At 54.3% G+C, this 14,941-nt stretch carries 9 protein-coding genes; 6 read left to right on the top strand and 3 right to left on the bottom strand.

Translation table 11 applies throughout. The annotated features are described in order from the left end of the window. The first annotated feature begins 99 nt into the window (after window positions 1-99). The 4 genes from P7079_RS05840 (at window position 100) to ettA (ending at window position 5,623) form a co-directional block, all read left to right on the top strand. On the top strand, window positions 100-1,662 hold the full coding sequence (locus tag P7079_RS05840; RefSeq protein WP_278012350.1) for a GTPase: 1,563 nt from the start codon (window positions 100-102) through the stop codon (window positions 1,660-1,662). After that, window positions 1,659-3,110, top strand: coding sequence for an ATP-binding cassette domain-containing protein (locus tag P7079_RS05835; protein WP_278012349.1), 1,452 nt, complete (start codon window positions 1,659-1,661; stop codon window positions 3,108-3,110). Before P7079_RS05840 ends, P7079_RS05835 begins: the two co-directional genes overlap by 4 nt. 117 nt (window positions 3,111-3,227) lie before the next feature. After that, entirely contained in the window at window positions 3,228-3,779 is a 552-nt protein-coding gene (locus P7079_RS05830; RefSeq protein WP_278012348.1) for a single-stranded DNA-binding protein, read from the top strand. A gap of 161 nt (window positions 3,780-3,940) precedes the next feature. Beyond that, a complete protein-coding gene (ettA, locus tag P7079_RS05825) occupies window positions 3,941-5,623 on the top strand; it encodes an energy-dependent translational throttle protein EttA (RefSeq protein ID WP_278012347.1) in 1,683 nt (560 codons plus the stop codon). 74 nt (window positions 5,624-5,697) lie between these two features. Here ettA and P7079_RS05820 read toward each other — a convergent pair whose 3' ends face one another. After that, the gene (locus tag P7079_RS05820) at window positions 5,698-6,594 is read right to left on the bottom strand and encodes an acyl-CoA thioesterase (protein ID WP_278012346.1); all 897 of its coding nucleotides are present in this window, start codon (window positions 6,592-6,594) and stop codon (window positions 5,698-5,700) included. Window positions 6,595-6,737: 143 nt separating this feature from the next. Between P7079_RS05820 and malQ the strand changes: the two genes are divergently transcribed. Then, window positions 6,738-8,879: a 4-alpha-glucanotransferase gene (malQ, locus tag P7079_RS05815; protein WP_278012345.1), complete on the top strand. Its 2,142-nt coding sequence runs from the start codon at window positions 6,738-6,740 to the stop codon at window positions 8,877-8,879. Between the two features lie 737 nt (window positions 8,880-9,616). Here the strand turns inward: malQ and pepN are convergent. Together pepN and P7079_RS05805 are read right to left on the bottom strand one after the other, a co-directional pair. After that, on the bottom strand, window positions 9,617-12,166 hold the full coding sequence (gene pepN, locus P7079_RS05810) for an aminopeptidase N (RefSeq protein ID WP_278012344.1): 2,550 nt from the start codon (window positions 12,164-12,166) through the stop codon (window positions 9,617-9,619). Between the two features lie 235 nt (window positions 12,167-12,401). Next, window positions 12,402-14,399: a M13 family metallopeptidase gene (locus P7079_RS05805; RefSeq protein ID WP_278012343.1), complete on the bottom strand. Its 1,998-nt coding sequence runs from the start codon at window positions 14,397-14,399 to the stop codon at window positions 12,402-12,404. Between the two features lie 63 nt (window positions 14,400-14,462). Here P7079_RS05805 and P7079_RS05800 point away from each other — a divergent pair, with 63 nt between their 5' ends. Next, window positions 14,463-14,909 (top strand): ribose-5-phosphate isomerase, encoded by a 447-nt coding sequence (locus P7079_RS05800; protein ID WP_278012342.1) that lies wholly within the window; start codon window positions 14,463-14,465, stop codon window positions 14,907-14,909. Window positions 14,910-14,941: the final 32 nt, after the last annotated feature.

The raw sequence follows: 14,941 nt of genomic DNA, 5'->3' as shown, positions 1-14,941 counted from the left end.
GTTGGACGCACGGTCATCAGCAACAAAACGGCGAAATTGCCTGAGAAAAAGTCGCGTCGAACCCCGCAATTGTGAGTATTTTCAAGCATAATAGAGGTTGTGAATGCTGTATCAAATTCGGATCTTGTTGCTCTGGTTGAGCGCACTGTGGAAGCGCTAAATGGGGTTTCCTTACCTTTGGACATGCCTGGTACTCGAGAGTTGAACACCACGCGTCGTCAACTACTTGCGCAACTTGAATCCCGAATTTTGCCGCATATGCGTCACTCGCAAGCTCCGACCATCGTCGTCGTTGGCGGATCATCTGGAGCGGGGAAGTCCACGCTTTTCAATTCCGTTCTCGGTGAGGAACTGAGTGAGGCGGGTGTTCTGCGTCCGACGACACGCACACCGGTGATTGCGGTTCACCCGAGTGATCTTGCGACGATGACGCGTCACGGTATCGGTAATTACGGTAAGTTTGTGCGCGCAGACGGTGGTATCCCAGGTATTGCGTTCATTGATGCCCCTGACCTGGACTCTGTTGACGAATCTAACCGAGAACTTTCAGCGCGTTTGATGGACTCCGCAGACCTGTGGGTTTTTGTGACGACTGCTTCTCGATACGGGGATTCTGTGGCATGGTCAGCGCTCGAAGCTGCACGTCAACGAGGAATTACGGTCGCCGTTGTTCTTGATCGCGTTCCTGAACGCGCACTCGTTGCCGTTCGTGCTGATCTCTCCCAACGCATGGCGAAGATGCATCTCGAAGATTCACCTCTGTTTGTTATCCCTGACCAAGGCCCGCACGAGGGTTTGTTACCCCGTGGCGTTGTGGCGGAGTTCCGCGGATGGCTCGAAACAATTGCGCACCGTCGCATGGGGCAAACGCTGGTCGATCGCACCACGGCCGCGACTCTTCCGCAGCTGCGGTCTGACCTCAACACATTGGCTGAAGCTGTTGAGATGCAGTCGAATGCGATCGTTGATTTGAAAGATAAGGCGAGGGAAGCAACCGCTGCTCCTCTCGAAAAATTGGCAACGAATATCGAACATGGCCGTTTTGGACGTGGAGCTCCGACGACGTCGTGGCTCTCACTTGCCTCAACCGGAGGCCCGTTGGCATCGCTTGTTGCGCATCGTACACCGGGGCTTTTTGCACGTCGCAAGCGCACAGACCGCGATAATGCTATGTCAGCAATTTTTGATGCGGTTCTGTCGTCGGCTCGCGTGGCGCTTTTACAAGGTATTCTCGCGGCGCGTGCGAATGCACAGGTTGCATGGCAAGAAGACATAGCGAATCTTGAAGAACGTGCGCGATCAGCGTCGGCAAGTGTGGATCCTGAGGCAATCGCTGACCGGACGCTGTCAGCGTGGGTACGTGACGTGCGCCAGTCGGTGACGGGGAATAACTCTTGGCTGTCCGAGATTGGCAATGCGGCGCTTGTTGGCGTCGCCGCAGGCGGAGTGACCGGCGCGCAAAAGGCTGCCGAGGAACTTGGGCTCTCGGAGGAAGTCAACAATGCTCGCACGTCGTTGGCTGTCCATGTGCGTGAGGCCATTGTCGATGTTGGACAGATCTTCGCCCAAGCATTGGATGAAATTTCGGTGGGCGATGCGCGATCGCTCCGGTTGAGGGCCAGTGAATTATTGGACGTTGAACACATGGTTGAGAGGGCATGATGAGTAAGGTAATCGTTGCAGAACTCAGTGATCGCCTCAGGCGATTGCAGGTGGCGGTGAACTCTGGTGGAGAATTCTTCGATCCATTTGTTTCAGCTCGCGCACAAGACGACCTTCGCCGCGCCGAGGAGAGGATGGAACTTGGTGCGGGACTGACGGTTGCTGCGCTCGTCGGAGGAACCGGCTCGGGCAAGTCAACGATGTTCAACGCAATCACTGGCCTGGAATTTGCCGACGCTGGCGAACTCCGGCCGACGACGGAGCGTGCGGCTGCGTGTACATGGAACGCAGACTCGCACGTGCTTCTCGATTACCTTGAAGTGAGCGAGGATCGCCGCATTGATCATGGTTCCATCCTCACTGCCGGCACGGATCGACTTGATGGACTGGTGCTTCTTGATCTTCCAGATCATGATTCGGTTGAGATCGGCCATTCCGTGCTCGTTGAGCGACTTGTCCCTATGGTTGATCTGTTGATTTGGGTTCTGGACCCGCAGAAATACGCTGACGAAGTGCTCCATCGCGGGTATCTGTCCGCGCTGACGGCGCGTGCTGACTCAATGATCGTCGTACTGAACCAGATCGATACCGTTCCGGAGTCGGGCAAAGCCGCGCTCATTGCCGATGTGAAGGCATTACTTGAACGTGATGGTCTTCCGAACGTTCCCGTACTGACGGCATCTGGTCTGCACGGGCAGGGTGTTGATGAAATTCGACAGCGATTGGAAGCGACTGTTGCAGCAGATTCAGTTTCTGCGAGAACGGCGTCGGCAGAACTCGATGCGATTGCTTCGCGCCTTCGTTCGAATTTGGGCGAATCAGAACCGAGTCTGGAAATGGACGCCATCGAATCGATCTCGGACCGGATCGTTCGTGCGTCAGGTGTGGGTGCCGTTGTTGAATCTATCCGTGATGCCAAGGGGCTGACCGATTCTGCGTTGGTTGTTCCAGAACAGCCGTCGAACACCATGGTGGCTGCGATTCGTGATACTTGGTTGGCGCACGTTCGTGAGGGGCTCCCGACGGCATGGCAAGAAGCTGTGAGCGCCCAAGTAGCGAGTCCCGAGCGGCTGCGTCGTGCAATCGGCGGGGCATTGCGTTCAGTGCCGTTACCGTCAATCAGTCGGGTTCCCTCGCTCGTCCTCATTGTGCTCGGTATGCTATGTGCTATTGCGGGAATAACGGTGTCGGCTCTCGGTATCCCTTTCGACGACGCTGTTTCCCGAGTTGCGACGGCGTTGGTGGGCCTCGTCGTTTTTACGGTTTGTTGGTGGGGTGCGAAGCGACGTTTGGCACACCATGCTCGTGTGGCTGCAGAGCATTACGAGGATGAGGTGCGTCAGGCAATCGTTGATGTCACTCGCGATAATCTCGTCAATGGTGCAGATACCCTCATTCAACGTCATCGAGATACGCGCGAAGCTCTGAGTTTTTCCTCGCGAGGATAAAAGTTTTCCACACGTTGTCTCAGTGCTGCCCTTCTCCACAGAAGAGGCAGCACTCCTATTTTCTCTCACCCTCAAAATACACACTTGTGGTACCCATCGAGAGATAAAGGAGAAACAATGTCTAACGACACTATTGTGACAATTCGAGGTTTCGCTGCAGCTGATCCGCAGGTATTCACCAATGCGGTTGATCCCGAATCAGGTGAAGGGTACGAACGGCAATGCACTGTATTTCGCATTGGTGTGACGCCCTCATACTATTCGTCGGCCTCGAAGGAATTCCGGAACGGGATAACATCGTGGTACACCGTGAGAACCTACGGGACGCTCGCACAAAACGTTGCTGAATCGGTCCGTCGGGGAAGTGCATTAATGGTTCGCGGGCGTTTGAATATTCGCCAATACACGGATAATGAGGGGAATCCTCGCCAGGAGAACGTGATTATTGCAGACGGCGTCGGGCTTGACCTCAACTCGGGAACAGGCCATTTAATCAAGCGTCGGCGCGATCCTCTCCCTGCGGTCGAAGGAGAACCGAGTGGGCGGGGTGAGGGCGTCCTTGAGAGTGATGAAAGTGAGCACCCAGGAGATGGTGGAGTTCGCCAACAAGGACTCTCGGGTACGCACGGAAAGAATGAAGATTTCGCTGGAAATCTTGCTCGGGTTTAACAGGGTGTGGGAGTAACGTTGCGGGTTACTCCCACACGCGAATCACCACAGTTCACGTGGCCAGAATCTCCCAAGAATTCGCGGTTTCGAGCTGGGATAAGCTGTGATTTTTCGCTAGTGTGAGAGGCGAGAGTATTCCGCGAAACGATGAGTGGAGAAAAGTGGCTGAATTTATTTACACGATGAGCCGCGCCCGCAAAGTAGTGGGCGACAAGGTGATTCTTGACGACGTCTCAATGTCGTTCTTCCCCGGTGCCAAGATTGGCATGGTGGGTCCTAATGGTGCTGGTAAGTCAACGATCTTAAAAATCATGGCTGGGCTCGATGAGCCTTCTAACGGTGAAGCTCGTCTGTCGCCCGGTTATACCGTGGGTATCCTCCTGCAGGAACCGCCGCTGAATGAAGAAAAGACTGTCCTGGAGAATGTCCAGGAAGGCATGGGCGAAATGTTCCAGAAGGTCCAACGTTTCAACCAAATCGGTATTGAAATGGGCGAACCGGATGCTGATTTTGATGCCTTGATGGAAGAAATGGGCAAGCTCCAAACCGAGATCGATGCTGCGAATGCATGGGATCTCGATTCGCAGCTTCAGCAGGCCATGGATGCACTGCGTTGTCCTCCGGGTGATATGCCGGTCAATGTTCTTTCCGGGGGTGAGCGCCGTCGCGTTGCGCTGTGTAAGTTGCTTCTTGAAGCGCCAGATCTGTTGTTGCTTGATGAGCCAACGAACCACTTGGACGCAGAGTCTGTGCTGTGGCTCGAACAGCATCTTCAAAAGTACCCTGGTGCAGTGATTGCTGTGACCCACGATCGATACTTCCTCGATCACGTAGCACAGTGGATCGCCGAAGTTGATCGCGGACACTTGTACCCCTATGAAGGCAACTACTCGACTTACCTCGACACCAAGGCCTCACGTCTGGAAGTCCAAGGGAAGAAGGATGCCAAGCTCAAGAAGCGTCTCAAGGATGAACTCGAATGGGTCCGTCAGAGTGCAAAGGGGCGCCAGGCGAAGTCCAAGGCTCGTTTGGCTCGATACGAAGAGATGGCTGCCGAAGCCGAATCTCAGCGGAAGCTCGATTTCGAAGAAATTCAGATTCCTCCGGGGCCGCGTTTGGGTAATGTTGTCCTCGAAGCAACCGATCTGGAAAAGGGTTTCGATGGACGTACCCTGATCAAGGATCTGTCGTTCTCGTTGCCTCGAAACGGTATCGTGGGCATCATCGGTCCCAATGGCGTTGGAAAGTCAACATTATTCAAGACAATCGTGGGAATCGAACCGCTCGATGCAGGAAATCTCAAGATCGGCGAAACAGTTCAGCTGTCCTACGTAGACCAGAATCGCGAGGGAATCGATCCTGAAAAGTCCTTGTGGGAAGTTGTTTCTGACGGCTTGGATTACATCCAAGTTGGCAATGTCGAAATGCCTTCGCGAGCCTACGTTTCGGCATTCGGTTTCAAAGGTGCTGACCAGCAGAAAAAGGCAGGCATCCTCTCAGGTGGAGAACGTAACCGTCTCAACCTGGCTCTGACGCTCAAGCAGGGCGGAAATCTGATCTTGCTGGACGAACCAACGAACGACCTCGACGTTGAAACCCTGAGTTCACTCGAAAATGCCTTGCTGAATTTTGCGGGATGTTCCGTGGTCATTACGCACGATCGTTGGTTCCTTGATCGCGTTGCCACCCACATTCTTGCGTGGGAAGGCACCGAAGAGAATCCTGCTGCGTGGTACTGGTTCGAAGGAAATTTCGAATCATATGAGAAGAACAAGGCTGAACGCCTTGGCCCGGATGCGAACCGTGCCGGAGCTCAGGTCTACCGAAAGCTCACTCGCGACTGACGCACGTCGAACGGCTCACACCTGTGGGTATGAAGAATGGCGCGGATAACTCCGCGCCATTCTTCATACCCACATTATCCTCGTGATTTATGGCGAACCATACCTTCTTGAGTCATCGTCGCCACATGATGATTATGTTGGAAGAACTTGGCGATTGTCATGCCGCGCCCACCTTGGGCAGACGGTGACGTAAGCTCAGCCAGTATCCATTCAGACATGTCAACGTCGCGGTGCCACCAAATCTGGTGATCGAGAGTTGCGAGAGATAGTGCTGGATCTAACCAAAACATCGAGTGTATCCGCATGATGGGTTCGAGCATGAACTGATCGGTGGCATAGGCCAGAATCGCTCGCTGAAGTGTTTGAGATGCTTGTGGCATCGGTGACCGAAGCCGGAACCAGATGAGGTTCGGTTCTGTACTCTGTGGTGCAGGACGTAGCCATAGCGGCTGCTGAACGTGACGGATATCAACTGCGTTCGTCGAGTTCAATGTTCGTGCAATCGGAAGGTCAAGATTCGCAAAGAAATCAGTCGAGGATCCGAGCTGCTCAGGATCGGGAGCAACCGGCGTCGGTGACTCATGCTCAACTCCGGGCTGAACCTCCTGAAATGACGCACGTGCGTTGAAAATCGTTTTCCCAAATTGTGACGCCTGAACAATTCGTGTAGAGAATGATCGTCCGTCGAGGATTTCTGCGACATCGAATTGGACGGGTTCTTCTAAAACTCCGGGACGTAGGAAAGCAGCTGTAATCGAGTGGATCTGGCGGCCAGATTCTGCGGGCTTAAGGGTTGCTTGTGCAGCAACAACAGCCTGCGCAAAAACTTGCCCACCGTAAACCCTGCCAGTGACCTGGTTTAAGTTCGTCCCTTCAAAAGAACGAAAAGAATTCCGACGTAAACGAAGGGTACGAAGTACTGAGCCAAGGGGCTCAGCAGTGGTAGTTGGCATCGGGATAAAGGTGGGCATATTCTCTCCAATCGTCACCGTTAACACTAGCGTCAAATTTGCGTGAACGAATCTCAAGAAAACCGTCTCCGATACTGCAAGATTTTGCAATTCTTGGCATGATTAAGGCAAGGATCAGTGAAGTTCCACAATTAGGAGTCAGTATGGCCTCTCGCGAGAAATTAATTTCATTGGCGAACGCATATCGTGTCGCCACAGAATACTGGGATTTTGATGGAAATCTCACCCAGGTTGAGGATGAGACCCTCGCTGCTGTGTTGGCTGCGATGGGTGTCGATACATCGTCAGATGCAGCTGCTGATGCCGCATTGAAGGATAAGGACGAGGCTCCCTGGCGACAGATTCTTCCTACCTGCACTGTGGCTCGCGACGATCAAGATTACTCGGTGCTGGTCCATGTTCCAGATGGGTGGGCAGTCAAACTTGAGGCATACCTCGAAGACGGCTCGACCATCACACTGCCGCAGGCTGAGGATTTTACGCCAGCACGAAATATTGATGGTCACATGATCGGGCAGGCGCGTTTCCTTGTTCCCGCAGGAACGCCCACGGGCTATCACACGCTCCACGCGGAAGTGTCATTCGCTGATTCCGAGCTTCGCCATGATTCCGCTCCACTTATCGTGACGCCGGCACGCCTCGATAATTCTACTCTTGATGAGCGTCGCTCGTGGGGAATGATGGCACAGCTGTACTCAGTGCGTTCGAAGTCGTCATGGGGCCTGGGAGATGTTCGTGACCTTGCAGAGATGGCCTCGACTTTCGGGTCAATGGGCGCAGATTACTTGCTGGTGAATCCGCTACATGCCGCTGAACCAATAGAACCGCTTGAGAATTCACCATACCTTCCGACCACTCGTCGATTCTTCAACCCGATGTACATTCGCCCCGAGGACATTCTCGAGGTTGCCTACCTGTCGGGGCCTGACCGTTCACTCGTTGCATGGGCAGGGGAAGACGTGAAGAAATCGTCGCTGAAGAACGAGCATATTGATCGCAATGCTTCTTGGAGCGCTAAGCGTAAAGCTCTTGAAGTAATTTTTGCGGCTGGTCGTTCTCAGTCGCGTCAGCGTGAGTTCGAACGTTATTGCGAACTTGAAGGCCAAGGCCTGGCAGATTTTGCATTGTGGTGTGCCATTGTTGAGAAGTACGAGGGTGCTTTCCCTAATGAATTGCGTGATATTAAATCACCGTATGTTGCGCGTGAGCGCCGCGAGCTAGCTGGTCGCGTGCAGTTCTGGATGTGGCTTCAGTGGGTGATGGATTCTCAGCTCGAAGCAGCACAAAATTTGGCGACGCGTTCAGGTATGCGCTTTGGTATCGCACATGATCTCGCTGTGGGTGTACATTCGGCAGGTTCTGATCGTTGGACGATCCCAGAAGCATTTGCCAATGGAGTTGAAGTTGGTGCTCCAGCTGACATGTACAACCAGCAGGGACAGAATTGGTCGCAACCGCCGTGGCGTCCCGATGCTCTTGAGAGGATGGCATACTCGCCGCTGCGTGATATGGCCCGCACTGTTCTTCGCCACGCTGGCATGATTCGTGTCGATCACGTTGCCGGGTTGTTCCGACTGTGGTGGATCCCCGTTGGCGCATCCGCTGCAAAGGGAACCTACGTTTACTTCAATCATGAGGCGATGGTGGGTGTTCTCCTCCTCGAAGCTCAGCGTGCGGGTGCAACCGTGGTGGGTGAAGATCTGGGTACTGTTGAGCCGTGGACCCGCGAATATCTCAAGGAGCGCGGAATCTTTGGCACCTCAGTGTTCTGGTTCGAAAAGAGTGCTGATGGAATGCCACTTCCGCCTGAGAACTACCGCAGTGATGTTCTCGCTTCGGTTGATACTCACGACCTTCCGCCGGCTGCGGGCTATCTTGCCGGTGAGCATGTCGATCTGCGTGAGCGCTTGGGGCTCCTGGTTGAGCCAGTGGAGAAAGTGCGAGCCGACGCAGAACTTGAAAAGGAACAAGTTCTTCACCGTCTGCGCGAATATGGTTTGGTAGGAGAGGAACCTTCCGAGCGCGAGATCGTTGAGGCGTTGCACGTTTACGTCGCGCGCACTCCAGCTCCGCTTGTATGTGTTTCGCTTGTCGATGCCGTTGGCGAACGTCGCGCCCAGAACCAACCGGGAACATTCAACGAGTACCCGAACTGGTGCATTCCGCTTGCCGACGGGACTGAGGAAGTCGTGTTGACCGAGGATCTGTCAACGAATCCGCGATTGCAGTCCCTTGTCTCGACGTTGAATGCAGCGATGGCTGAAGAAGAAGCTAAGCGTCACTGAGACGGCCAAGCGTCACTGAGACAGAAACTGGAGCGCCCTAGGTTTACCTGGGGCGCTCCAGTTTGATGGTGTCTATTTGGCATAATAATCCGTGTGAGGGGATCTATCCCATGGGGCACTATCACAAAATATAGAGAAGCCCCCCGATGTGTCAGAAAAATTTGTTCATCATTTGATGAGGCAATCAACTGTTTAGCGAATATGACGACGTATGGCAGAAGCGGCTTTTTGTTCCGTATTTTTAGCTGACACTGATATGAGAACCGCATATACGCAGGGCATTTAGATGACAATTTTTTTAAATTCTTGTGAAATTTCACTATGCAAGGCAAAAGCATGTGCTACAATCATGGCATTGGCGCTCCTAGTGGTGAGTTGGGGAGTTGCCAGTGTGTCAGAAGCGTTGTAGGCTCAGCCTCCGCCGATGACAATCGCCCGGGGAAACCCGGCGGGCACGCACGTGTACGCACGTTTTAGTGTCACGAGGCGTGGAGGATGGTGAGCCTCCCCGCCTCGATCTTTTGATCCAATGTGGATCCTCTGGCATTGACCGAGTTAGAGAAGAACACAACTCGATTGTCAATGGCCATTGAAGTTGTGCAGCCCCGTCGCCCTTATACATGAATGGGGGGTTCGGGGTGTGAGACTAAGCCTGACACCCCGAACCCCCACGGATCACGTCGATCAATGACTCACGCTTGAGTGCCTACTCATCCACGGCAAACGACGAGAAACAATTAGGCATCTGCTGCTTGTGCCTTTGCTGCGCGTTCAGCGCGGTCGACTTCCTCCGACACCAGACGCAGAAGTGCTGGTGCCGTCCCCTTGTGATCAGCGAGCCATTGCTGACCACTTGCCACAACATCCTCACCGAGGTCTTCGTGACCAACGAGCTTGGTAGGGAAGGTGTAGGAAATCATGTTCGAGGCAATTTCCAGTGTGCGATCATTCCACACCTGTTCAAGTGAATCGAAGTAGCGATCAACGAATGGAATCAAAAGCTCGACGTCTCCACCGTCGAAACCGAGAGCCAGATTGCGTTGAACTGTATTGGGAACTTCGCCAGCGAGGATGTCGTGCCAGACACCATCTTTGACACCGGCGTCGGAAATCGCGGCACGCGCACGCGCAGCGCCTGCAGCACCAGAAGCGGTGTTGTCACGCTCATCTCGTTCCTTCTCAATCTCAGCTTCGCTCACGCGCCCAGCTGCTGCCAGACGTCGCAGAATTACCCAGCGGAAGTTTGCGTCCACTGCCAAGCCATGTGGCACATCATCTGCGTCGAGCCATCCGGCGATACGATCAAGCTGAGCATCTGAATCTGTCAGATTCACCGCAGACATTGCAATTTGCAACTGACGATCTGACTCAGGCTCCGTGGCATCAACAAGGGCAAACATTGCCTCGGCGACACGTGCCTTGAGCTTGTCCCTCTTGGACACTGAGGAATAGAGGTTCGTTGCCGTCTCGAGCTGCGAGAGCAGGTAACGAAGCACAGTGCCGTGATCTTCAGTCTTGAGTGCCTCAAGAGCCAAATCCACATACTGCGACGCCGGCATTTCGCCGTCACGCGCCATATCCCACGCCGAAGCGAGGACCAATGTACGCGGGAGCTTATCGTCGAAATCGTTGATGTGTGCTGTAGCGAATGCCAGCGAATCAGCATCCATTCGAACCTTGGCGTAGGTCAGATCGCCGTCGTTGAGGAGGATAATGTCCGGACGAGCCTTGCCAATGAATTCCTCGACAGGTGTCGATTCGCCGTCGATATCGAGCTCCGTGTGAAGAACGCGAACGAGTTTGCCGTTATTGAGCGAGTAACCGCCGACTCCGATGCGATGCGGGCGCAGCGAAGCGCGTCCGTCGGTTCCCTGCTTGATTGAGAGCGCAGTGATCACGCCGTCCTCGCTAACTTCGAGTGCAGGGGAGAGGGTGTTGATCCCGGACTCCTCAAGCCAGATCTTTGACCACGCCGTCAGATCGCGTCCCGACGCCGTCTCCAGCTCCGAAAGCAAATCGGCCAGGGTAGCGTTGCCCCAGCTCATCTTCTTCAGATACGCCGACACACCGCCGATGAAGGCATCCCATCCTACGTAAGCGACGAGCTGCTGGAATACGGACGCTCCCTTGCCGTAGGTGATTCCGTCGAAATTGACCTGGACATCCTCAAGATCGCGAATCTCGGCAGCGATTGGGTGAGTAGACGGAAGCTGATCCTGCGCCATTGCCCATTGCTTCTCTGAAGCGTTGAAGGTGACCCATGCATCTGTCCAGCGTGTGGCCTCAGCTGTAGCGACGTGGCTCATGAATTCTGCGAAAGATTCGTTTAGCCACAGATCGTTCCACCACTTCATCGTGACAAGATCGCCAAACCACATGTGGGCGAGCTCATGTAACACCGTCACGGCACGGCGCTCAATGAGCGCGCCGGTTGCGCGTGAACGGAAAACGTAGTCGTCCAGAATCGTCACGCAGCCCGGGTTTTCCATTGCGCCAGCGTTATACTCAGGGACAAAGATTTGATCGTACTTGCGGAAGGGGTAGTTCACATCGAACGCGTCTTCGTAGAAATCGAGTCCGGCCTTGGTGATGTCGATAATCTCTTGCCAGTCGAGGAAGTCAGCCAGTGATGCGCGAGCGTACACGCCCATGGGGATAACACGACCGTCGCGTGAAGTTGCTGTATCTTCGCCACCCACGTATGGGCCAGCGACGATGGCGTTGAGGTAGGTGGAAATCTTCTCCGTCGGCGTGAAATCGTAGCGAACGGTGTTGTCGTCAACCTCAACCGGATCCGGGGTTGGTGAAACTGAGAACACTCGCCAGCCCTTCGGAGTACGAACCGAGAACTCGAACTGCGCCTTCAGATCTGGTTGCTCGAAATTTGCAAACACACGACGCGCGTCCGGGACCTCGAACTGGGAGTACAGGTAGACTTCGCCGTCGGCCGGGTCAATTGTGCGGTGCAGTCCTTCACCAGTGTGCGAATAATCCATGATTGCATCGACTACGAGGGTGTTGTGCTCGGCGAGGTTATCGAGGCTGATGCGAGCACCGTCGTAGGCAGACACGGGGACTTCTTCGCCATTGAGGGTAATGGCTTGCACCGAGTGTGCGAGCAGATCAACGAAGGTCGATTCACCGGTCACGGCGTCGAAAGTCAAAGTGGTGATGGAACGGAAGGTTGTCTCGGAACCTGTCAGATCCAGATCGATATGGTAAGCAGGATTCGATACAACATTGGCGCGGAGTTCGGCTTCCACGCGGGTCAAGTTTTCGCCAGGCATGGACGTCCTTTCAGTAGAAAAACGCTATCCGTTCCAGAATACGCGGTGTGAGAGAGACGTGCGAATTTATCCACCAACGGAGACGGCAAAGTTGCGCACAGTAGACTCAAGTATCGCTCGTCGCTGAAGTGTCCTACCAACATCGGCCCTGTCGGCATCGGCCCTACCGATAGTGGTGGAAAAGTAATGTGGGGAGCAACCGATCGGCTGCTCCCCACTGATGTATATGTGGTGATTACCAAATATGAACGCGCTCGTCTGACGCGAGGTAGAGGGCGTCGCCTTCAGTGACGTCGAACGCCTGCGCAAATGCATCGACGTTCTTCACCACGCCATTTGCGCGGAACTCAGCTGGCGAGTGCGGGTCAGTCGCAACGCGCTGGATCATGAGTTCGTCGCGGCGGATTTCCTGCCAAATACGCCCGTAGGCGAGGAAGGCGCGCTGAATGCCTGTGTACCCCTCAATTACTGGAGCGTCTTGGGCGCCGGCTAAGCCAGCACGCTTGCATGCAATGTCATAGGCCTTCAACCCGATGCTTAAGCCGCCAAGATCGCCGATATTCTCACCGAGTGTGAGTGCGCCTTGGACATGATGTGGAGAGTCTTCACCCAGCTGGGCAGGAATGTAGGCATCGTACTGGCCGACGAGTGCGGCGGTGCGTTTCTCGAACTCGGCGCGATCGGCGTCGGTCCACCAATTGTTGAGCTGGCCGGTACCGTCGTACTTCGAACCCTGGTCATCAAAACCATGACCGATCTCGTGACCGATCACCGCTCCGATTGCACCGTAATTCCAGGCAGGATCGGCGTCGGGCTGGAAGAACGGCGGTTGCAAAATCGCGGCAGGGAACGCGATTTCGTTTGTGGGCGGCATGTAGTAGGCGTTCACCGTTTGAGGGGTCATCAGCCATTCGCTGCGGTCAACGGGCTGTGAGAGCTTCTCAATTTGACGGGCCCACTCGAAACGAGCTGACGCACGCACATTGCCAACGAGATCATCGACATTGACCTCAAGTGCTGAATAATCGATCCACTTTTCCGGATAGCCAATCTTGGTAGTGAAATGATCAAGCTTATCCAGTGCCTTTGCCTTGGTTTCCTCAGTCATCCAGTCCAGAGCAGTGATCGACTCACGGTAAGCTTGGAGTAGGTCAGCAACGAGCTGGTCCATGAGCTCCTTGGAACGTGGTGGGAAATGCTTGGCGACGTAGCGCTTTCCGACTGCTTCACCAACGGCATCGTTGACAAAACCGACGGCACGCTTCCAGCGGTCACGCTGCACCTGAGAGCCTTGGAGAACCTTGCCATAGAAGTTGAAGTTGGCCTGCGAAATCTCGTCGGAGAGGTACGGTGCGCGAGCAAGAATGGTGTGCCAGGTGACGTAGGTACGCAGGTCTTGGAGCTCCGCATTCTGCCACTGCTGGGCGAAGCCTTGCATCGTCGATGGTGAGGTGACGATCAGCTGAGCCATGTTCTCTTCGGTGAGCCCCGCTGCTGCGAAGAACGGCACCCAGGCAAAGCCAGGGGCGCTGTCAACGAAGTCGGCAAAGGACATGACGTTGTTCGTCTTTTCGGCGTCGCGCATCTGCACTGGAGTCAGGTGGTGTGAAGCGAATGCTGATTCGATGTCCAGAATTGCGCGTGCAGCATCTTGAGAAACTTCAGCTTCAGCACCAGTTGCCAGAGCCCACAGTACAGGCACGAACTCGCGATAGGCTGCAAGGATCTCCGCGTAGCTTTCTTCGCGATAGAACGACTCATCCGGCAGGCCCAATCCCGACTGGTACAGGTAGACGACATTGGCGTCCGGGTTGTTCTTATCGTTGGAGACATACGGGTATGCCGGTACATCGACGCCGGTGGGAAGGAGACCTCCCAGGACCGCAGCAAGTTCATCCTTCGATGTTGCTGCGTTGATGAGATCAAAATCTTCGCTCAAAGGCGCAGCCCCGAGTGCATTGACACGGGTCTCATCCATAAAAGATTCGTAAAGGCCAGCAATTTGCGCTTCTTCGAGGTTTTCAGAATCAGCCTTCAAATCCTCGATGATGTTGCGTACATCGACTTCTGACTGATTCCTCAGGTCAATGAATGAACCGGTGGAAGACTGGTCGTCGGGAATAGTCGCAGTCTTTAACCACTCGCCGTTGACATGGCGGAATAGATCATCTTGCGGGCGAACCGAGTGGTCAAGGCCGGCAAGGACTTCCTTAGTTGTTGCATCAATATCCATGGCCTGAGTCTACATGGTGTTCACTAGGTGAGAACAATTGCGCTCGCAGGTTATGCTAGGAGCATGCGCATACATATTGCTGCAGATCATGCAGGTTTTGAATTGAAAGCTCACTTAGTTGAGCATCTGACACAAGCCGGACACGAGGTTGTAGATCACGGCTACGAGACATACGACAAGCTCGATGCATACCCTCCGGTGTGCTTCGCTTGCGGTGAAGCAACCGTGGCAGATCCAGGGTCGCTCGGAATCGTCATTGGCGGTTCCGGTAATGGAGAACAGATGGCTGCGAATAAGGTTAAGGGCGTTCGTGCAGCATTGGTGTGGAACGATGACATCGCTACTTTGGCCCGCGAGCATAATAATGCGAACGTGATTTCCATAGGTGCTCGCCAACATTCGCTTGAGGAAGCAACCCGTTTCGTTGATATCTTCATCTCACGTGAATTTGACCCAACCTCGCGTCATCAGTCGCGCATCGAGATGATGAGCGACTACGAAAACAAGTAAAAACTGTTGAGGAAATGGGCCGGAAAGCAGTG

Origin of the sequence: Arcanobacterium canis (assembly GCF_029625435.1) — a bacterium.
Taxonomy (GTDB): domain Bacteria; phylum Actinomycetota; class Actinomycetes; order Actinomycetales; family Actinomycetaceae; genus Arcanobacterium; species Arcanobacterium canis.
The sequence above is the reverse complement of the archived record's forward strand: the minus strand, read 5'-3'. Positions and strand labels throughout refer to the sequence as shown.